Origin of the sequence: Bacillus sp. HSf4 (genome assembly GCF_029537375.1) — a bacterium.
Classification (GTDB): Bacteria; Bacillota; Bacilli; order Bacillales; family Bacillaceae; genus Bacillus; species Bacillus sonorensis_A.
Genome location: NZ_CP120679.1, coordinates 1,554,682 through 1,574,734, shown reverse-complemented (window position 1 = coordinate 1,574,734; position 20,053 = coordinate 1,554,682). Strand labels below are relative to the sequence as shown.

The following is a 20,053-nucleotide window of genomic DNA, read 5'->3' as shown; positions in this document are numbered from 1 at the left end:
ATTTTGTGAATTTATTTTTCGATGCGGACGATTTCGTCCTGCTTCAGGCTGACATTTCCTTCCGCCACTAAGCTTACAGCAGCGCCTTCTTCAAGGTTTGTGAAAACGACTGGCGTCATCAAGGAAGGCACCTGATCCTTCACTTTGTCAATATCGACTTCGAGCAGCTTCTGGCCCGGTTCAACGCGGTCTCCTTCTGAAACAAACGATGTGAACCCTTCGCCTTTCAAGCTGACGGTATCAATTCCAAAGTGGATCAGAATCTCTCTACCGCCGTCAGATTGCAGGCCGATCGCATGCTTTGTCGGGAAGACGTTGAGCACTTTTCCTCTTACAGGAGAAACGACCGTGCCTTTTGAAGGAAGAATCGCGAAGCCGTCGCCCATCATTTTTCCTGAGAATACCTGGTCAGGTACATCAGTAATCGGATGAAGCTCTCCTGCCAGCGGTGAAACAAAGACTTCCTCACCCGCTTCATTTTGAAGAGGTTCGACCATGACTTCTTCAATCTGCTGCTCGACTTCCTCAGCGGCTTCCGGAGCTTTTTCAGGGCGCGGCGTACGTCCTGACATGATATCCTGCATTTGTGATTTTAAGGTGTCTGATCTCGGTCCGAAGATCGCCTGAATGTTATTGCCGACTTCAAGTACGCCTGATGCGCCAAGTTTTTTCAAGCGCTCCTTGTCAACTTTCTTCTGGTCGTTGACTGTCACGCGAAGTCTTGTGATACATGCATCAAGGTGCTTGATGTTTTCTTGATCTCCCATGGCTTCAAGAATTTCATACGGCAGATCGCCGGCTGCTTCTTTGCCTTGTTCAGGAGCTTCTGCAGCCTCATCCTCGCGGCCCGGCGTTTTCAAATTGAATTTGCGGATCGCAAATCTGAATCCGAAGTAGTAGACCACAGCCAGCACGAGACCGACAGGGATCACAAGCCACCATGCCGTGCGGTTTGGCAGAATACCGAACAGGAAGTAGTCGATCAAACCGCCTGAGAACGTCATTCCGATCTTGACATTCAGAATGTCCATCATCATGAATGACAATCCGGCGAATACACAGTGAATCGCAAACAGGATAGGTGCAACGAACAAGAATGAGAATTCGATCGGTTCAGTAATCCCTGTTAAGAAAGATGTCAGCGCGGCTGAACCCATAATACCGGCGACAAGCTTTTTGTTTTGCGGCTTTGCTTCATGATAAATCGCCAGCGCTGCGGCAGGAAGACCGAACATCATAAACGGATATTTACCCGTCATAAATGTTCCGGCAGTCAACTGAACGCCGTCTTTAATCTGCGCCATGAAAATTCGCTGGTCACCGCGGACAAGTTCTCCAGCTTTGTTTGTGTAGCTGAAAAATTCGTACCAGAATGGCGAGTAGAAAATATGGTGCAGACCAAACGGTATCAGCGAGCGTTCGATAATACCGAAGACCAAAGCGGCCAGCGCTTCGTTGGCAGCAAGCAGGTTTGTCGAAAAGCTGTTCAACGCCCCTTGAATCGGCGGCCAGATCACCAGCATGATCAATCCGAGGATCAGGGCGCTGATGGATGTAATAATCGGAACAAACCGTTTTCCGGCAAAGAATCCTAAGTATTGCGGAAGTTCGATTTTAAAGAATCGATTGTACATGGCAGCGGCGAGGACACCGACGATAATACCGCCGAATACCCCGGTCGCCAATGTCGGAATCCCGAGCACTGTCGTATATTGCGGATGGTTCTCGGCGAAAAATTGCGCTCTTTCAACTGCATCGCTCGGAATTGAGCCGTTTTGAGTCAGCACCGCGCTCATCGTCACATTCATGACGAGGTAGCCGATGATAGCGGCGATTCCAGCGACACCGTCACCGTTGGCAAGGCCGATTGCAACACCGACTGCGAACAAGAGAGCCAGGTTGCTGAAGACAACATCCCCTGAGCTTTCCATCACTTTCGCAACCATTTGAACGCCGCCATTCGTTAGAAACGGCGCGACCTTAATCATTTGCGGGTTTTGCATGGCATTACCCAAGGCGAGCAGAATTCCTGCCGCCGGCAAGATTGCTACTGGAAGCATCAGCGCCCGTCCGATTTTCTGCAGGACGCCAAATAGCGATTTAAACATTGTTTTTACCCCCTCTAAGGATAGTTTGACCTTACAGCAAAAATTCATGACAACTTCGTTCAGGTAGGCCTCTTTTTTTCAAGATAAACCGTTTACATTTCGTTTCTAGAACGACAAAAAAGGCATGGTGAAAGCGGGTACACAAAGAAACAAAAGACAGCGTCTTCATTTCTTCCCTTTTTTCACTCATGCCTGATCGAATCAGTAACACGTTATAAAGGCGTTATGAAATTTTATTTGTTAAACGGTACAAATGCAATGTCAAATAAACAGCTTCTGCCTCATGAACAGGTTTCTTGAGCGATTGCTGCAAGATCTTGATCATCTTCCAAGCAGTATTGTAACATAGCGGATATTCGGTTTTCAACAACAACATTAATTTTTCCGGTTCTTGAATGGGTTCGTCCCGTTTGATCCTGTCAATCGTAAACCGCAGATGGCGGATCAAACGCAAGTAGTTTACGCTTTCTCTGTTCACCTTCATCTGAAACGAGTCTTCAATGACCTGGACGAGCCGGGAGATCAGCTGTGAGTGTTGATTGACTTCAGACAGCGGCCGATTCGTCATCGCGCTGTGAATATGAAGCGCGATAAAACCGATTTCACCTTCAGGAAGCTCGACGCCCAGTTGTTCGTTGATCATCTTGATGGCTTCATTGGCCACTTCGTATTCCTTCGGATAAAGCGATTCCGTCTCAAGCAGGAACGGATTTTTCATATCAAATCCCTGTTCAAGGCGCTTGACGGCAAACGCGATATGATCTGTGAGAGCGACATGGATATGCTCGTTCAGCGGCTGGCCGATTTTCTGCGCGATATGGTAGATGACGTCACTTGCGATATCAACCATTTTTTCATCGACATATGTGAGGAGCTTTTTATACTGGGATTGTTCTTTATCATTTTCCAAGACAAACATCTTTTCATAGTTCTCATGTTCGATAAGATCTCCGCGCTTTTTGCCAAATCCGATCCCTTTTCCAATCAGGACCGCCTCTCTGTAATCCTCGTGGAGTGCGATTAAAACGTTGTTGTTGAGTACCTTTTCAACGGTAAAGGATCTTTTCACGATCCTCAGCTCCTTTTTGTCATCAATCTCTCATATCGTACAAAACTCACGAAAGGGCGTCAATTTATTTTGACGTTTTTGAAAGAAAAATGTCGAAAATGATTGTCTATTTTTTATACTGTCGATCTTTCGATCAGTTTGTAGGAGATAACCTGCTTTTCAGGACCTGCTCCGCTGATTCTTTTTTGCAGGAGGCGGAAGGCGTGTCTGCCCATCTCTTTTATCTTGATTTCGATCGTTGAAATACCGAGTACTTGGCTGATCGGCTGATTATCACAGCTTAATATCGCGAGCTTTCCGGGAACATCAACACTGTGATGCCGAGCTTCAAGATAGAGGCCTGCCGACACCTGGTCATTGGCGACAAACACCGCCGTCGGTTTCTCCTTCATCCCTCTCCACCTCGAAAACAGTTTCTGCCCATCGGTGATCGTCAAGGACCGTTCAAACACCCACTCATCGCGATAGGCTTCCCCGATGGATGAGAGCGCTTCTTGATAAGCCGTCAGACGGAAGTGGCTGTTGACCCCATTTTTCCTTGCCAAGCCGATCGCAATTTTTCTGTGCCCTTTTTCAATCAGAAAATCCAAACCGCGGCGGAACGCTTCCTGATGGGGGATGCTGACCGTTGAAAAATGCTCTTCCTTTGAATCCTGGCAAAGGATGAAAGGCCCTGTCTCGCGCCAGTTCAAGAGCTCCTCATCAGACATTGCTTTTGAGCAAAAAATCAAGCCGTCCACCTGCCGCTGCTTCAGCTGCTCCAATGCAAAAATTTCTTTTTCCACTTGGTAATTTGTCTGGTACAGCGCAAAGTGGACCCCGGCTTGGGCCGCCTCTTCGGCAATTCCTTCAATTAATTCGCTGAAATACGGCAGGCTGATCGTCGGCAAGACAACCCCGATCATATTGGAAAAGCCTTTCGACAAGTGAACGGCGTGCATATTCCGCGCATATTCAAGCCGCTCAATCGTCTCAAGAACTTTTTTCCGCTTCTCTTCCTTAACATAGGGATGGCCGTTGAGAACCCTTGAAACAGTCGTGATTGACACACCCGCCGCTTTAGCTATTTCTCTGATATTCGCCATTGGTTTCCCTTCTTTCATTTCACTCTTGATATGGAAAGCGTTTCATACTTTAGAATGAAAACAACATCGGTTCTGATCACGTTTTCATTTTCGAAAGGAGAAGAAAAATGGGTATCTTGATTCTGTTCCTCTTATGTATCGTTATCATATTGTCTTCAAAAGCGGCGATGGCACCGCTCAAAGAAAAGCATAAGGTCAAACCATTCCGCAGTTTTGACGATTTTTTCTTTTCAAAGGACTGACATCATCGGCGGAACAGGCATCGATTTAAAGGAAAAGAGCCTGCAGGCTTTTTTCCTGCTGCCACCCGCCACATTCCTAACACCGTCGGCCTTCATCAACATATGTTTGATTCAAATTTTAAAGCCTTGCGATCCGTCCCAAATACCTCAAAGCCCTAATAAAGCGGACAGTTTTTTAGCTGATCGATTCGTTGACCCAACGGTTAAGTACACATTTTCAATTCCGTCTATGCTTTTCGCCTTTTCGATCGATTCAGTCAACAATGCCTTTCCAAGGCTATATCCGCGCTTTTCTTGTGTCACATCATCGCCGCGATCGTTGCTCTATGCCTCAATTTCATCTTTGTTTCTTTGACTAATGTGACAACCCCCGCAAGCCTCGATATTGTTTCGCAGATTGATGCTTCTCTTCTTGATCACTTGGTGCAAATGCTTCCGGTTTTTTTGCAGCGCTTCAAGCCGTAGATCAGCGTCCTGAGCATTAAATTGTCTGATTTCCAACGTTTTCTCCTCGCTATGTTTTTTACACCTCTTGACCTGTTTGCTGAAAAAGAGCAGGTGATGCTCCTTTGATCACCTGCTGAACAAACCACATTGAATTTACTAAACCTTAAGAAATCACGGTCAGCTGTTTCGGATAACATGTCAAAGCTTCCGCGCCGTCCTCAGTGACAAGGACATCGTCTTCAATTCGAACGCCGCCGATTTCCGGGATATAGATGCCGGGCTCAATCGTATAAACCATTCCTTTTTTCAATCGTTCATCATTGTTATGGCTCATGGACGGGTATTCGTGCGCGGAAATTCCCAGCCCGTGGCCGAGGCGGTGCGGGAAGTATTCCCCATAGCCTGCTTGTTCGATCATGCCCCGCGCTTTTAAATCAAGATCGCCGATCCTCACACCCGGTTTGCTCATTTCCAGAGCCGCCGTTTCCGCCTGGAGAACCGTGTCATATATTTCTTTCTGGCGGCTGCTTGCCTCTTTATAGACGAGCGTCCGCGTAATGTCAGAGCAGTACCCGTCCGTGATCACACCGAGATCGAAGAGGACGAAATCGCCTGCTTTCAGCGTCCTGGTTCCGGGATTTCCGTGCGGCTGCCCCGATTTTTCGCCAAACAGGACCATCGTTGAAAAAGACATGCCTTGAATCCCTTTTTTCTTCAGTTCGTATTCAATCGTGGCGACAACCTCGATTTCTGAAATGCCTTCCTGCAAAGCAGCAGCGCCCGCTTCCACTCCGTAGTCGGCAAGCTTTGCCGCTTCGCGGAGAATGCGGATTTCATGTTCATCCTTTACAACCCGAAGCTCGTTCAGCTTCTGTTCTGCAGAAACGAGCTCTGCTCCATTTGTAACAGCCTTCAGCATTTCAGCGCGGGAAAGGGAGAGCGTTTCTTTTTCAACCGCTACTTTGGATAGCTTGAGATTTCTTTTTTTGAGGGCTTCCGCGATCAGATCCCAAGGATTTTCATGGTCCTCATAACCGATGATGTCGTGCGGCCAGCCCGCCGCTTTGGCCTGATTTTTCTCCATCAGCGGGCAGACAAAAAACGGCTCCCCTGTTTGAAATGCGAAAACACCCATCAGCCGTTCGTGAGGCTCTGTGTAAAAGCGAGTCAAATAAAAAACATTTTCTTTTGAATGAATAAAAGCTGACGAAATATCATTTTCCTGCAGCCAGGCAGAAATTTGTTCAATTCTTTCCACGTTAAGTCCACTCCTAATCACAGTTTCCGTTCATATCCTATGTAAAGCACCAACTATATTGTATCAGTTTTTCCCGGCTTCTGCTAAAGCTCAAAGCGAAATCGGTTGAAGATCAAAACAAAACGGCTGCCTTTTCAGCATGACAGCCGTTTTGCCTGCTTACGATTTTAGGAGGCGGAGTCCGTTTAAGATGACGAGCAGTGTGCTGCCTTCATGCCCGATAACGCCGAGCGGCAAGTCGAGAATTTGCAGGAAGTTGCTGCAAATCAACAAACAGATCACAGCCAATGAAAAAATGACATTTTGTTTGATGATCCTGTTCATTTTCCTGGAGAGGCGAATCATGTTCGTCAAACCTGTCAAATCGTTTTTCATGAGCACGACATCAGCCGTTTCCAAGGCCACGTCTGTTCCTTCTCCCATTGCCACACCGACATCGGCGGCGGCAAGAGCCGGCGCATCATTGATCCCGTCCCCCACCATGACAACCGTTCCATACGTATGTTTAAGCTTTTGCGCTTCTTCCACTTTGCTGTCAGGCAGGCATTCAGAAACGACGAATTTGAGTCCGGCTTCCCGGGCGATCGCCGCTGCCGTTTCCGGCTGATCACCGGTCAGCATCGCGGTCTGAATACCGAGCGCGTTCAGATCGCCGATTACCGCTTTCGCTTCCGGCCTGATTTGATCCTTTAATGCAAAGCAGCCGGCCAAGCGGTCTCCTTTTTTCAAATAAACAATCGTTTTCCCCTGTTCAGCAAGCTTTTGAACCGAATCTCCAAGGCATTGGTCAGCTTCTTTGTCACCGGCAAATCCCGCTTTACCAATCAGCCATGTCTCCCCGCGGTATTGGGCCCTGACGCCAAAACCTGACGTCTCTTCTATCGATACATGTTCCGCCGCGCGAATTCCTTTAGCTTCGGCATATGCGACAATCGCTTTGGCTAGCGGATGATCCGACTGTTTTTCAATAGCGGCTGCCGCTTCGAGACACTCGCTTTCATCCATGCCTTCAACTAAAAGCATGTCTTCTACAGCGGGCTTCCCCTTTGTGATCGTTCCCGTTTTATCAAAGGCGACGATTTTGCTGTTGCCGAGCTTTTCAAGGAAAACGCCGCCTTTGACTAGCAGTCCGTTCCTTGCTCCATTTGATATCAGTGATAAAGCAGCCGGCATGATTGAAGCGACAAGAGCGCAAGGAGAAGCAACCACCATAAACACCATCGCCCTGTAAAACGTCTCGCTCCAGCCCCACCCCAGCACATAATGAGGTAGAAAAAGGAGAAGGCCGACAGCCAGCAAGACGCCTTTCACATACAGGTTTTCAAAACGGTCAATAAACGCTTGGGAAGGGGAAACACTGTTTTGCGCAGATTCAACCAGCTTGATGATTTTTTTGAAAAGCGAATCTTCATTCGCCTTGGAAACGCGAACAGTCAACGATCCGCTCAAATTAACCGTTCCGGCAAATACGGCGTCACCGGAGACTTTTTCCACGGGTATTGATTCACCGGTGAGAGCAGACTCATCAATGCTTGTTTTCCCTGATTCAATTTCACCGTCGGCGGCGATTCGTTCCCCCGGCTTGACCATGATCAAGTCGCCGGAGGCAAGCTCAGCCGCCGCCACTTTTCGGGCGCCCCCTTCTCCCAGCAAAACAGCTTCCTCAGGCTCCAATTTCATTAAAGACGTCAAGTCCCGTTTGCTTTTATTTAACGTATAAGTTTCAAGAGCGCCGCTCAACGAAAAGATAAAAATCAAAATGGCGCCTTCAGCCCAGTAGCCGATGATCGCCGATCCGATCGCAGCAAAGATCATCAGAAGCTCGACATTCAGCGTCTTCTCCAGAAGCGTTTCTTGAATTCCCTCTTTTGCTTTGGCAAAGCCCCCGATACAAAAAGCTGCCAAAAACAAGCTGACGGACAATGTCTCATTACCGGACGACAGCCAGCCGGCTATGATCAGCACGCCTGCCAACAGCGCAGCGGCCAGTTCGCCATGCTGTCTCCAATTGTCTAAATGTAACATATGATATTTTGGCTGTGATTGATTGCGGATATCTAATTGCATCTTCAAATCCCCCTAATTGAGAATGTAATTCATCGTCAATTTCCTTTTAAAACAGAAATTGCTGCCATACGGCAGCAAGATCATCAGTGTTTTTCGCTTATATAAAAGATTTTTCGGTCTTCTTAGGTTCATTATAGCACGGCAGCACCACTTTTCAAGTAATAATTATTATAATTTTCTTTTGATATTAATTATCATTTACATTCATCCATAAAAAAAGCTGAAAAATTCGATTTCAGCTTTTTTTCCTTGCCCATTTCTTCATTTGTTCAACCGTAATCGGCCCGACGATCGATTTTTCCAGCTCTCCTTTTTCATTGATGAAAAACGTCGATGGAATCGTCATCACATTGTAGGCTTTCATCATCTCGCCTTTCGCGTCAAATATAATCGGAAATGAAAGCTTATTCGCTTTGATAAATCGCTTGACCGTCTGCTCGTTTTTTTCTGCATTCAGCAAATTAACGGTGATCAATTTCACATCAGGCTGTTTTTCTTCATAATAGGACTGAAAACGGGGAAGCTCCTCCCGGCACGGAGGGCACCAGGTCGTCCAAAAATGAATGATCGTCTTCTGGCCTTCAGCAGGGATGATCACACGCTGGCCTTCCATCGTTTTCATATGCATCACCGCAGGTGCAGCGTTTTGCGCGTAAGCAGTCGGCGGCAACAGACCTGTCCAGAGCAAAAAAATCAATGACATGCAAAAGGCGGCTATTCTTTTCATTTTATCCCCCCTTCTTTTTGATTTTAGCTTCCCCGAAAGAGCGGAAACTATGAAGGGGATCAGCGGCTTTCAATTCTCGGCGATCCCGTTTTCGTCGTTAATAACAAGGTGACACCGAGCTCTTTGCATATCGTCACATAATGCAGAGATGTCAGCAAAATCATGCCTGTGTTCATCGCCAGAATGATGCCCGTCATCTGCAAACTCTCCATTGAACCGAGCATATACATCATCAAAAACGATATTGCACTGGCCCAAACATTATGATAAAAAGCATCCTTGACAAGCCCCATCCCGATTAAACAGGCCTGAAAAGGCATGACGAAAAAATGAAACAAAAAATACGGCCAAAGCAATTTCAGATAGAAGGCGGCATTTGCCGTATCAAAAAACAGGCGGGTCAAAGGCTCTGCAAAATGATACATCACCAGCACCGCCGGGATCCCGTAAAGGAGCGTGATGAAGATCGACTGTTTGATCCGTTTGATGACACGGTCAATTTGTCCATAGGCATAGCTTTCAGAAATGCTCGGGATCATGACAACCATAAGCGAATGGGCGATAAAAGCGGGGAAAAATCCGATCGTCATGGCAACCCCTGACAGCACACCGAACTGCTCAATCGCCGCTGTTCTCGAAACGCCGGCGGCGAGCAGCGTCCCTTTGACCAAAAAAGGTTCGACGGCATTTGTAACAGCATGAAAAACACGCAGCCCTGTCGTCGGAATCGAAACGGTAAGCAGCCGTTTTAACACATCATTCCGACGCAAATGGACATGCTGTCCTTTAGCGGCAGCCCGTCTCACCAAAATAAACTGGGAATATAAATACACAAAGACAACGACTTCACTGGCGAACAGAACAAACAGCGAGATCAATACCGATGTATCCAGATCAAAGGAATACCACTGAAAAAATAAAAACAAGCCGATCAGCTGCAAGATTTTTTTCAATGCATTTGCCGTTGCGATTTTCCCCATTTGCTGGACACCCATGAAATATCCCCGGGCAACAGATGTAAATGCAACCGTCGGGATCATACCGATGACGATGCCCCTGATTAACGGGTGATACGAATCGAATATCGGAATAAAGGGCAAAATGATAACCGCAGCCGCCGTAGAAAAGACCGTGCAGACCGCGGTCAGCCTCAAGGCATGTTTCAGCATGCTTTCATGCAGCTTTTGATTGGACTCCGCAATAAACTTTGATATTGAAACTGGCAGCTCGAGGCTTGCGATGACGACGACCAAAAATATCGAAGGCAGCACACTCATATAGAGCCCCATGCCATGCTCGCCAAGCTCCCGTGCAAGAATCATATTGATGACAAACTCAAGACATTCTGCAAAAAAAGCTGCTAGCGAAAGAAGAACGATTCCTTTTACAAAACGGTTCATGAGGTCTCTCCTTGTCTTAGGCTGGTTATATCCCATTCATATGAGACAAGTCTAAAAATTATTTCTTTTCATTCGCTGAAAAAGGTGATAGTGTTAAAGATAGAGTATGGAGAAATAAAAAAGCCAAGGCTTGGGGAAGCCTTGACTCAGATTAAACTGCAAAGACATGATTGCCGATGCGTTCGATGACTTTTCTCGTTTTAATCCAGTCATCCGTAGCGGACTCGGGATTATAAAAATATAACGCGTCTGTTTCTTTTTTATGTTCATCAACCGCCTCTTCGACAGCTTTAATTGATTGGCGGTCCGGTTTTTTCCTGATGCTTCCATTAAGAACAGGCTCAAATGCGTTTTTTTGGTAGATGACACTTTTGACGCTGTCGGGAAATCTGTCGTCTTCGACACGGTTCAGGACGACATTGGCCACCGCCACTTTCCCTTCAAACGGTTCGCCTTTCGCTTCTGCATGAACGAGTCTTGACAGCAGCCTTTTCTCTGCACCCGTCAATTCCGGTGCTTCCTCTTCTTCTATATCCTCAGCGTCAGGCTGCGGCATGATTTCGATGAAGCTTTTTTCATCTGTCAAATGAGTGAAAGACGAGTACTCTTCTGGACTCAAGCTTTCCAACACCCGCTCCTTCGCCTGTTTTTCTTTTTTCGAAAACGGCAGGGCGGCCTGAGCATGCTCGATTTTTGCCGCAGGCAGCATGCAGATGATAAAAGCAGCTAACGCAGCTAACTTTGCTTTCATTTCAATCCTCCTTGCCATATCCTCTTCGACAAACATATGTCTTACAGTAACAAGACAAAACATCGATTTCATTGTTAAATTTTTACCATGCTTTCCATCAAACCGTTCCACTGGCATATAATTGTATAGAGCGCGCTGTTTTTTCCGGAAAAAGGCAAAAAACCCAGCAATACATGGATTGCACAGCAAATAAAAAAGCTTTCTCAAAAGTAATGAGAAAGCCTTTTTAGCTTCTGGGTTCTTCCGTATATTGAAAAACAATGTCTCCCCCGTGCTGGGCGATGCCCCGAAAATATTTAAAATCTTCCTGTTTTGTTAAGATGGCTCTAAAAGAAAGAAAATCATCTTTGTTCACGCGAACTTCGTGAATCCTCCCCGACCGCAGCTGTTCGATCAAGTCAATGGCATTTTCATCTGTCAACTGGCCTCTCTCCTTCTTTTCTGAAATCACCTTTAACTAATTAACTATACCACTAAGCAGCAGCATGTACAACAATAGTGCTGTTACTTCCCATATCGCTTTACTTCTAAAAGAAAATATTGCAAAATACTTTCAATGGGTTAATTCACTTTAAAGGAGAGGAAGTCATTTGAAGATTGCAAAAGTCGGGAACGTCATCGAATTTAAAAACGGACTCACCGGAATCGTGGAAAAAGTAAACGAAAATTCGGTTATCGTCGATGTCACGATTATGGAAAATTACAGAGACTTGGAATTGGACTCCTTAACCGTCGTCAACCATAAAAACTATAAAATTATTAAAGACTCCTTTCATTGATCATCCATTCTTCAGCAGATTCCACGCAGGTTTAAAAAATTCCACAAAGTTCTTCCATAAGGAAAAACCGCCCGAACATCCGGCGGTTTTTTCCCTGCTTCTCCTACATTGTGCCGCGTTTCACATCAGCGCGAAGAAGTTTGATATTGCTCAGAATGTCTTTTGCAGCATCACACAGTGCCGTAATGGTTTTCGCTTTTTGATTTGACAGCTGAAAAACAATGTCTTGAAAAAGCAGCTCCGTTTCTTCCAGAATCGAGACGGCGGCCGTATTGTAAAGGTTGATGTTGTGGAAGTGAACCTGTTCAAACACCGCATTGTCAATGTACGGTTTGAACTTATGTATAAAAACAGGCAGGAAGGAAATTAAATTGCCGACCGCTTTACGGACTCCTTCTATCGTCCCCGCCATTTCATCCAGCGGCTTCACCACATGGTCAATCGCACTTTTTATTTTCTCATCCCAATCAGAAAACATCCCGACTAATTTCGCCGGAACGGCCAAGCCTAAAAATAGATTCGCCGTCCCCTTTACGGCAGCCGACGCAGCCTCCAGGGCAAATTCCACCGCCAGCAATGCATCAAATAGGATGTTTACAACAGGAACGAGGCTTGCGTTCAAAGAGCCCGCCATCGTCGCCGCTGAGCTATTCACATGGCGGTCTTTCAATTTCAGGCGATCTTTTAAATAGTCGGACTCCTCAAATTGAGATTGAACAGATGCCGGAATCGATGTCTTTTGCTGCATGGGCGCTTTTCGGTTTTTAATATCTTGCGCTGCGCCGCGGTCGCTCGTTTGAAAGCCTTCCCCCGCCGTCTGAACCTGGCGGATAAATGTCTTGACCTGTTTTTTCAAGCCCTTTTCATTCTTTCCGACAATGACAAAATGACTGTAGATTTCATCCGCAACAGCATCGGCAAATCCCATTGCAGGGTTGACGAATATATCGGATATCTCCTGTCTGATCATGTTTGTCAGCGCATTGGTCAGACTGTCAATATCATGCTTAAGACCGTTCAAATATCCCCTAATCTCACCTGTCATACTTTCCACACTGATATTTGTTTGAAAAACATATTCAAACAGTTCAGCCGGAGGCGAGTTCAATAGCACATTTAACGAACGGCACTTTTCTTCAGCCGTATCCAGCAATGCAATTAAACCGTCGATCAAATATTTTAAGAGATTGCCCGCTTGCGATATTCCGATAAATAACGGATTGCCAAAGGCGCTTTCAAACATGTCGGTAAACGTTTCACGAAGATCGGCTAAACGTTTTGGTTTCAGCTTTTTTTCGTGTTCGACGATATCATTGGAATGATCCAGGTACTCTGAAACATATCCCAACCGCCTAAGCACATCGCTTTCCAATGCAGCTGCCAGCAGGTCAAGATTTTCTTTATTGATCTCAATCTTGTTGGAACCGATGTTTCCGTATAGAGGCTCCCCCGTCCAAATGCTTGTCACGATATGATCGCCAGCAGAAACATAAATTCGGCCGTGGCCCGGTTCTCCTTTTTCACCGATTTCGACCGATTGGCCTTCCTCTGTATTTTCCCCCATTCTATAGCCCATGTGGTTGGACATAAAGGCGGAAACGAGCGGAACGCCATTATCAATTTCGATCACTTTTCCCGGAATCCGGTCCCCTAGCAGCACGCCTTCTTCCGCCAATGTCAGCGGATCATACTTACTGAAATAGTTTGTGATATTAGGATAGTCTTGGTCCCGGTCCACTTCCCCTTCCGGCAGGATCGACGGATTAATCGTCACAGCCTTCACATCGGGATGCTCCACCGCCACCGCATTCGCCAATCCCCCGCCAAGCGAGTTTCCGCAGACTGAGTTTAGTTTATCACCGTATTTGGCTTTCATCTTGTCGTAGTAGTCGCGGGCAGCTTTGACTTGTTCCGGTGTTACATCACCGGCCATCTGCGCGTCGGTGAGAATGTCCTGTATGCCGTTTGTTTTTCCCGCGTCCGTTCCTTGGTAGACGACTGTGTATTCGCCTGTTTCTATGTTTTTGACCGTTATCACATCAAGGCCGGTTGGGTCTTCATATATTTTATTTACCACTAAATACTTATAGCCATTGACCTTAAATGTATCTGTTTCATGCGGATTTTTATAGGAATGAAATCCTGCGATTTCTACTAAATTTTTATCTTCACTGAGTGTTTTATTATTTTTTTCTTCATTAGCCATTATGAAATAGTGCTCCTAATCTTTCATAATATAAGTCGGGTCGGACCTTTCAAGAGTATTTTCCTGTGAATTCGAACCCGCTTTTTTGTTAATCGTATTGTCATGTAAAAAGACACTGTATTGCCCTGGTGCGAGCCCCTCCATATTTTCCAAGTCTTTTACAATTTGATCGAAAATAGATTTGTCTGGTTCTGTATTAGGTTTTTCCATGAATAAATGTATAGTGACATAAAACGATTCCGGGTCTGTCTTAGAATGCTTGATCTCGCGTTTCCATTCTTCTTTACTTTTATTTGGATTTTTTAAATATTTCAAATAAACCTTATCTAAACTATCATCAAAAGTTGTTATATAATAATAAATCGTATGAAACCCTGATGCCATTACATTATTAACGGCTTCTTGCCTCATGCCGACAACAGGCTCTTGCTTCGCAGTCTTCGCCAGGTAATCATCAAGCTTCCCTAGTTCTTGATCAAAAACCATTGCATAAATACCACTATTAATTGCACTTTCAACTTGACCTTCCTGTGACCATACTTTATCCGTCAATACCTCCTCAGCCTTTACATCAATCGGAACAACCGCATATGTATGAAAATGCGGCTCACCCTCTGATTCAACAAATACAGAAGCCGCATTAAGCGCTCCAACAATATGATGTACTTTCACTTTCGTCTTATATTTGTCCAGGAAAAATGTCTTGACGGCTTTTTCAATTTCCTCACGATGTGCTTCGGCGATTTTAGTCGTTTCTTCTCCACCGTCCAGTTCATAGCCTTGCCCCGTATAATCTTGTACACTGATTAAATTTTGGTTATACTCCGCTTGGCTGTTAGCCTCTGTTTTTTCACCGTTTTTGTCATGATTTCCCACATCCAAGTTCATGCATCCTCCCAGAAGTATTGGGATACCAATACTGAGCGTTATGATTTTTTTGTATTTCATCATTCATCCTCCTCTGATGAGGTTTGTGTTTCTCAAAATCATCTTATATGTCCTTTGAAACCTCAATACCGAGGCCGGACGCCTTCTTCCGCCAATGTCAGCGGATCATACTTACTGAAATAGTTTGTGATATTGGGATAGTCTTGGTCCCGGTCCACTTCCCCTTCCGGCAGGATCGACGGATTTATCGTCACAGCCTTCACATCGGGATGCTCCACCGCCACCACATTCGCCAATCCCCCGCCAAGCGAGTTTCCGCAGACTGAGGTTAGTTTATCACCGTATTTGACTTTCATCTTGTCGTAGTAGTCGCGGGCGGCCTTCACTTGTTCCGGTGTTATATCACCGGCCATCTGCGCATCGGTGAGAATGTCCTGGATGCCGTTTGTTTTCCCCGCGTCCGTTCCTTGGTAGACGACTGTGTATTCGCCTGTTTCTATGTTTTTGACCGTTATCACATCAAAGCCGGTTGGGTCGTTATATTTGATATCCTTAACCTTATATATAACGTTATTTATATAAATTTCCCTTCCAATATCTTGGTGTTTGTAGGCATGATATCCCGCTAATTCAACCAAGTCCTTATCATTAACATGACTATTATTTCCATTTGATGATGAAACCATCTGAATCTCCTTACTTATCTTTGATAATCTCCTCAGAATCAAGACTATTATCTTTTGATCCCCTCGCAGTCTGTTTACCGATCATATTGTCATGTAAAAGCACACTATAAATCCCAAGTGGCAAACCGTCCATTTTTTTTATGTCCTTTGATATTTGTTCAATGATTGATGGATCAGGCTCTACGTTTTTGTTTTCCAGGAACAATTGAATGGTAATATCAATACTCTTTTCATTCATTTTCTGATTTATTAAGATCTTTTCCCATTCTTTTTTGCTTCGATCAGGTTTTTCTAAATACATTTCACTAAGATTGATACCACTAAATACACCGGGAGACATCGATATATAGTAGTATGGTGTACTATATCCGCTCCCCCCTACATTTTCCACAGCTTCCTTTGTTAATCCAACCAGATTATGTTTTGCAGAAAACTCTTTCAAATACTGATCTAGAACTTTAAACTCCTTATCATATACCATTGCGTAAATTCCTGTTCTAATAGCATCTTCAACTTGACCTTCTTCAGACCAAACTTTATCGATTTTCACTTCTTGCTTCTCCACATCTATCGGAACAACCGCATATGTATGAAAATGCGGCTCACCCTCTGATTCAACAAATACAGAAGCCGCATTAAGCGCTCCAACAATATGATGTACTTTTACTTTCGTCTTATATTTGTCCAGGAAAAATGTCTTGACGGCTTTTTCAATTTCCTCACGATGCGCTTCGGCGATTTTAGTCGTTTCTTCTCCACCGTCCAGTTCATAGCCTTGCCCTGTATAATCTTGTACACTGATTAAATTTTGGTTATACTCCGCTTGGCTGTTAGCCTCTGTTTTTTCACCGTTTTTGTCATGATTTCCCACATCCAAGTTTATGCATCCTCCCAGAAGTATTGGGATACCAATACTGAGCGTTATGATTTTTTTGTATTTCATCATTCAGCCTCCTCTGATGAGGTCTGTGTTTCTCAAAATCATCTTATACGTCCTTTGAAACCTCAATTCCGAGGCCGGACGCTTCTCAATCCCGATCGAAGAAAATTTTCCCATTGATCAGGAATCGCTTTATTATAAATCAAGAGACATCCCATTTGAATCATTTGATGCGTATTTTAAGGTAGGGATAAAGTAAATGAGACATTAGAACTAACAGAACACCTCTTGATCGAAATAATCGAAGACTTCGGAATTAGGTATATATATTCATTTTTTGTTAAACACCTGTACATTCAGAAGTCTAAATGACATGGATCAAGATGAGGAATTACAGAATAAGAACAGCCCGTTTATTCGAATCGGGCTGTTCTTTGGTTTTTCTGCCTGATCAAACTTTCTATGGTTGTTCAGGCGATAACCTTTGATCAGGACGGTGTCTCAGGAGATGCCTTGTGGTAAGACAATAAAAAAGACCCGGCTCAGTCTGAGCGGGCGATGTTTCCCTTTTTTAAATTACCAGTCCGGCTCCTCATGTTCAAAACCATAAAATCCTTTGATGATCACGTCCCCGCACCCGGACACTTTAGTGATCTCTAAATAATGATTTCTGTACGGTGTTCCCGCTACTTTGTCGGCAGCACTTAAGTTGAGTTGATTGCCAGTGAATTCTTTCTCGCTTAACGTATACTGATTCCCGCTTAATGAAATTCTCTGTAACTTGAAGTTGAGCGTGCATCCTTCCGCATTGAATATCGTAAATTTGTAATAAAGCCAGGTTGGGTAATAATTTGGATTCGTATCATCAGACATAAAAAAGCCTTTGTTTTCCTCTGTCATTGTAAAGCTCTCTTTTTTCTCGTCTTTTGTGATCTTTGCCAGTGCCTGTTGTACGTTCAAAGTTAACGCTAATAAAAGTGTCAGCACAGTGCAAGCCAATAATTTTTTCATCAGCACCCCTCCCGATTTTACCATATTATAACCCAGATTGAATAAAAAGGAAATTAAGTTTTAATTCTTGTCGCTATGATTTCACAATCAATTATTGGATCAAAAGATTGCCGGAAGTGTGCAACTCTATGTTTGAACAAGAAATTTCCAATCGATCGGCGCAAATAAATGGTCTAAAAAAGAGATTTTAGGACATTTATGTGACTCGGCCGTCAATAATATTGAAAGGTCTATCAAAATTCAATATGAAAAATCGGTATATGTTATTCAAATGTATCATCAAGACCAAGGGTCATGGTTCAGAATGATATACCACTCGATGAAATCGTAAGTCTTTTCCAATCGCTCAACAAGCAAATTGTTCATATCATCAAAACGATTTCTGACGAAAAGCTGTCAACCCTTTGTGACATAGGGAATAATCAGCATAAAACATTACATCATATTTACAAACAAATCTTAAGGAATCAGGTAAAGAACATGACAAAGGGTGAGAATCGCGCAAAATACAGCCGAGGCTGCTGGTAAGCCGAAGGAAAAGCTCAAAATCGATGAAGGATGAACCGAAAAGTCCATTGAGGAAAATGAAAGTGTCTTGATAAGCCTTTAACTACATTAAAAAGCATTCCCCTGTAATGAGGAATGCTTTTTTATCTTGTTTAAAATCAATAACAAAATAACCTATTTCAATATTTTTTTATTGTAAAACGATAAATGATGTGATAAATTCAATATTGAAAAAAATAAGTGAGGTGCTTCATATGAAACAAGGATCAACACTCTTTTTAAAGATAGCTGTTATTCTTATTGGAATCCCGGTTCTTGCTTTGTGCATTTTTTTTGTGCCGGAAATAGCAAACTTTACAGCGGAATTGTATCCAGATATTTCCTATCTGAAATATCTCGTTTATATCGATTTGTATTTAGCGGCGGTCCCTTTTTACTTTGCTCTGTATCAAGCCTTTAAACTTTTAAGCTATATTGACCAGAATAAAGCTTTCTCGGAATTATCCGTCAGGGCTTTAAAGAATATAAAATCCTGTGCAATCACCATCAGTATTTTATTTGCGGCAGGCATGCCACTCTTCTATCTCATCGCGGAGAGGGACGATGCTCCAGGTATCATACTAATCGGATTGGTCCTTATTTTTGCTTCAATGGTTATCGCAGTCTTTGCCGCTGTTCTCCAAAGGCTATTGCAAGAAGCGATCGATATAAAATCAGAAAATGATTTAACAGTCTGAGGTGAAAACAATGGCAATTATAATCAATATCGATGTGATGCTGGCTAAAAGGAAAATGAGCGTCACGGAACTTTCTGAGAGGGTCGGAATCACGATGGCGAACCTTTCAATATTGAAAAATGGAAAGGCAAAAGCGATTCGATTGTCAACTTTAGAGGCGATTTGTAAAGCTTTAGAATGTCAACCCGGAGATATTTTGGAATACCGAAGCGAGGAAGACACCCAGGATGAATAAGAATGAGAAAGTTATTTAGCGATGATCCTACGCATATGACCGTAAGGCTATTGACAACTATTCTGAGGCCTTTTTCAGAAAAAAACTTTGGAGGCACAAATCATGAGAGCACTAAAACAGCTCGTTCTTTTTGGTTGGGAACAGGCCCTATCATGTTTGTTTCCTGTCGTTATTTTTGCCTCTTTGGCGATGACCAAAATTATCCCTCTTCCCTTCCTGCCGCGGTATGACTGGCTGCTCATCATCTGCCTTCTCATGCAGTGGCAGATGGTGCGTTCCGGTCTTGAAACACGGGATGAATTAAAAATGATCACATTGTTCCATCTTATTGGCCTTAATCTTGAACTTTTCAAGGTACATATGGGCTCCTGGTCTTATCCCGAGGAAGGATTCTCCAAATTTTTCGGAGTGCCTTTGTATAGCGGCTTCATGTACGCAAGTGTTGCCAGTTATCTTTGCCAGGCCTGGAGGCGCCTTAAGGTTGAGCTGATTAAGTGGCCGCCGTTTTTGGCAGTTGTCCCTCTTGCCGCTGCGATTTACTTGAATTTTTTCACCCACCATTTTTGGATTGACATCCGCTTTTGGTTATCCGGACTTGTCATGATCGTCTTTTGGCAGTCATGGGTCACATACGAGGTGAATGGAACTCGTTACCGTATGCCGCTCGCCCTTTCCTTTGTGCTCATCGGATTTTTCATATGGGTAGCCGAAAATATCGCAACGTTTTTTGGGGCTTGGGAATATCCAAACCAAACCGAAGCATGGAGTCTCGTTCATCTAGGAAAGGTGAGTTCATGGCTCTTATTGGTGATTGTCAGCTTTCTTATCGTTGCGACGTTAAAACAGGTGAAGGGGAAAAACTCCACCAAGATAGATACTAGTCCAATCTTATAACTGTTAATAACCTTATTTCAAAAAAATCGGCCTACTCCGTTTCATAAATGGCGTTGACTTGATTGGTCTAATGTGT

The 20,053-nt window shown here is 44.2% G+C and carries 20 protein-coding genes; 5 read left to right on the top strand and 15 right to left on the bottom strand.

Annotation, left to right across the window (positions count from 1 at the left end):
• Window positions 1-11: 11 nt before the first annotated feature.
• The 3 genes from ptsG to P3X63_RS08040 all read right to left on the bottom strand — a co-directional run bounded on the left by ptsG (window position 12) and on the right by P3X63_RS08040 (window position 4,262).
• Window positions 12-2,108, bottom strand: a complete 2,097-nt coding sequence (gene ptsG / locus P3X63_RS08050) for a glucose-specific PTS transporter subunit IIBC (protein ID WP_277692719.1) — start codon at window positions 2,106-2,108, stop codon at window positions 12-14.
• A 223-nt stretch (window positions 2,109-2,331) separates the two neighbouring features.
• Window positions 2,332-3,177, bottom strand: coding sequence for a glucose PTS transporter transcription antiterminator GlcT (glcT, locus tag P3X63_RS08045; protein WP_026586742.1), 846 nt, complete (start codon window positions 3,175-3,177; stop codon window positions 2,332-2,334).
• Window positions 3,178-3,290: 113 nt separating this feature from the next.
• A complete protein-coding gene (locus P3X63_RS08040; RefSeq protein WP_077736914.1) occupies window positions 3,291-4,262 on the bottom strand; it encodes a LacI family DNA-binding transcriptional regulator in 972 nt (323 codons plus the stop codon).
• A gap of 107 nt (window positions 4,263-4,369) precedes the next feature.
• Here P3X63_RS08040 and P3X63_RS08035 point away from each other — a divergent pair, with 107 nt between their 5' ends.
• Complete coding sequence (locus tag P3X63_RS08035; RefSeq protein WP_277692718.1) at window positions 4,370-4,504, top strand: hypothetical protein; 135 nt, start codon at window positions 4,370-4,372, stop codon at window positions 4,502-4,504.
• A 147-nt stretch (window positions 4,505-4,651) separates the two neighbouring features.
• On the opposite strand, the gene P3X63_RS08030 is transcribed toward P3X63_RS08035, so the two are convergent.
• The 7 genes from P3X63_RS08030 to P3X63_RS08000 form a co-directional block, all read right to left on the bottom strand.
• Window positions 4,652-4,807, bottom strand: coding sequence for a GNAT family N-acetyltransferase (locus P3X63_RS08030; RefSeq protein ID WP_277692717.1), 156 nt, complete (start codon window positions 4,805-4,807; stop codon window positions 4,652-4,654).
• Window positions 4,808-5,114: 307 nt separating this feature from the next.
• Window positions 5,115-6,209 carry a M24 family metallopeptidase gene (locus P3X63_RS08025; RefSeq protein ID WP_077736915.1) on the bottom strand — a complete coding sequence of 365 codons (1,095 nt, stop codon included), beginning with the start codon at window positions 6,207-6,209 and terminating at the stop codon, window positions 5,115-5,117.
• 159 nt (window positions 6,210-6,368) lie between these two features.
• On the bottom strand, window positions 6,369-8,276 hold the full coding sequence (locus P3X63_RS08020; RefSeq protein WP_077736916.1) for a heavy metal translocating P-type ATPase: 1,908 nt from the start codon (window positions 8,274-8,276) through the stop codon (window positions 6,369-6,371).
• 235 nt (window positions 8,277-8,511) lie between these two features.
• On the bottom strand, window positions 8,512-9,003 hold the full coding sequence (stoA, locus tag P3X63_RS08015; protein WP_277692716.1) for an endospore biogenesis thiol-disulfide oxidoreductase StoA: 492 nt from the start codon (window positions 9,001-9,003) through the stop codon (window positions 8,512-8,514).
• A gap of 59 nt (window positions 9,004-9,062) precedes the next feature.
• A complete protein-coding gene (locus P3X63_RS08010; RefSeq protein ID WP_026586737.1) occupies window positions 9,063-10,403 on the bottom strand; it encodes a polysaccharide biosynthesis protein in 1,341 nt (446 codons plus the stop codon).
• 151 nt (window positions 10,404-10,554) lie between these two features.
• Entirely contained in the window at window positions 10,555-11,154 is a 600-nt protein-coding gene (locus P3X63_RS08005; RefSeq protein ID WP_026586736.1) for a cell wall hydrolase, read from the bottom strand.
• A gap of 226 nt (window positions 11,155-11,380) precedes the next feature.
• A complete protein-coding gene (locus P3X63_RS08000; protein WP_077736918.1) occupies window positions 11,381-11,575 on the bottom strand; it encodes a hypothetical protein in 195 nt (64 codons plus the stop codon).
• Between the two features lie 169 nt (window positions 11,576-11,744).
• Between P3X63_RS08000 and P3X63_RS07995 the strand changes: the two genes are divergently transcribed.
• Window positions 11,745-11,933, top strand: a complete 189-nt coding sequence (locus P3X63_RS07995; RefSeq protein ID WP_026586734.1) for a YkvS family protein — start codon at window positions 11,745-11,747, stop codon at window positions 11,931-11,933.
• A gap of 103 nt (window positions 11,934-12,036) precedes the next feature.
• On the opposite strand, the gene P3X63_RS07990 is transcribed toward P3X63_RS07995, so the two are convergent.
• The 5 genes from P3X63_RS07990 to P3X63_RS07970 all read right to left on the bottom strand — a co-directional run bounded on the left by P3X63_RS07990 (window position 12,037) and on the right by P3X63_RS07970 (window position 17,604).
• Window positions 12,037-14,139 (bottom strand): SA1320 family protein, encoded by a 2,103-nt coding sequence (locus tag P3X63_RS07990; protein ID WP_026586733.1) that lies wholly within the window; start codon window positions 14,137-14,139, stop codon window positions 12,037-12,039.
• Between the two features lie 15 nt (window positions 14,140-14,154).
• Entirely contained in the window at window positions 14,155-15,090 is a 936-nt protein-coding gene (locus P3X63_RS07985; protein ID WP_277692715.1) for a DUF1672 family protein, read from the bottom strand.
• A gap of 59 nt (window positions 15,091-15,149) precedes the next feature.
• Window positions 15,150-15,713 (bottom strand): Tle-like phospholipase domain-containing protein, encoded by a 564-nt coding sequence (locus P3X63_RS07980; RefSeq protein WP_277692714.1) that lies wholly within the window; start codon window positions 15,711-15,713, stop codon window positions 15,150-15,152.
• Between the two features lie 10 nt (window positions 15,714-15,723).
• Entirely contained in the window at window positions 15,724-16,659 is a 936-nt protein-coding gene (locus P3X63_RS07975) for a DUF1672 family protein (protein WP_277692713.1), read from the bottom strand.
• 510 nt (window positions 16,660-17,169) lie between these two features.
• Window positions 17,170-17,604, bottom strand: coding sequence for a hypothetical protein (locus P3X63_RS07970; RefSeq protein ID WP_026586731.1), 435 nt, complete (start codon window positions 17,602-17,604; stop codon window positions 17,170-17,172).
• Between the two features lie 761 nt (window positions 17,605-18,365).
• On the opposite strand from P3X63_RS07970, the gene P3X63_RS07965 reads away from it, so the two are divergent.
• The 3 genes from P3X63_RS07965 (at window position 18,366) to P3X63_RS07955 (ending at window position 19,977) form a co-directional block, all read left to right on the top strand.
• Complete coding sequence (locus P3X63_RS07965; protein WP_026586730.1) at window positions 18,366-18,848, top strand: DUF2975 domain-containing protein; 483 nt, start codon at window positions 18,366-18,368, stop codon at window positions 18,846-18,848.
• A gap of 10 nt (window positions 18,849-18,858) precedes the next feature.
• Window positions 18,859-19,083, top strand: a complete 225-nt coding sequence (locus P3X63_RS07960) for a helix-turn-helix domain-containing protein (protein WP_077736925.1) — start codon at window positions 18,859-18,861, stop codon at window positions 19,081-19,083.
• A 102-nt stretch (window positions 19,084-19,185) separates the two neighbouring features.
• Window positions 19,186-19,977 (top strand): DUF817 domain-containing protein, encoded by a 792-nt coding sequence (locus P3X63_RS07955; RefSeq protein ID WP_277692905.1) that lies wholly within the window; start codon window positions 19,186-19,188, stop codon window positions 19,975-19,977.
• Window positions 19,978-20,053: the final 76 nt, after the last annotated feature.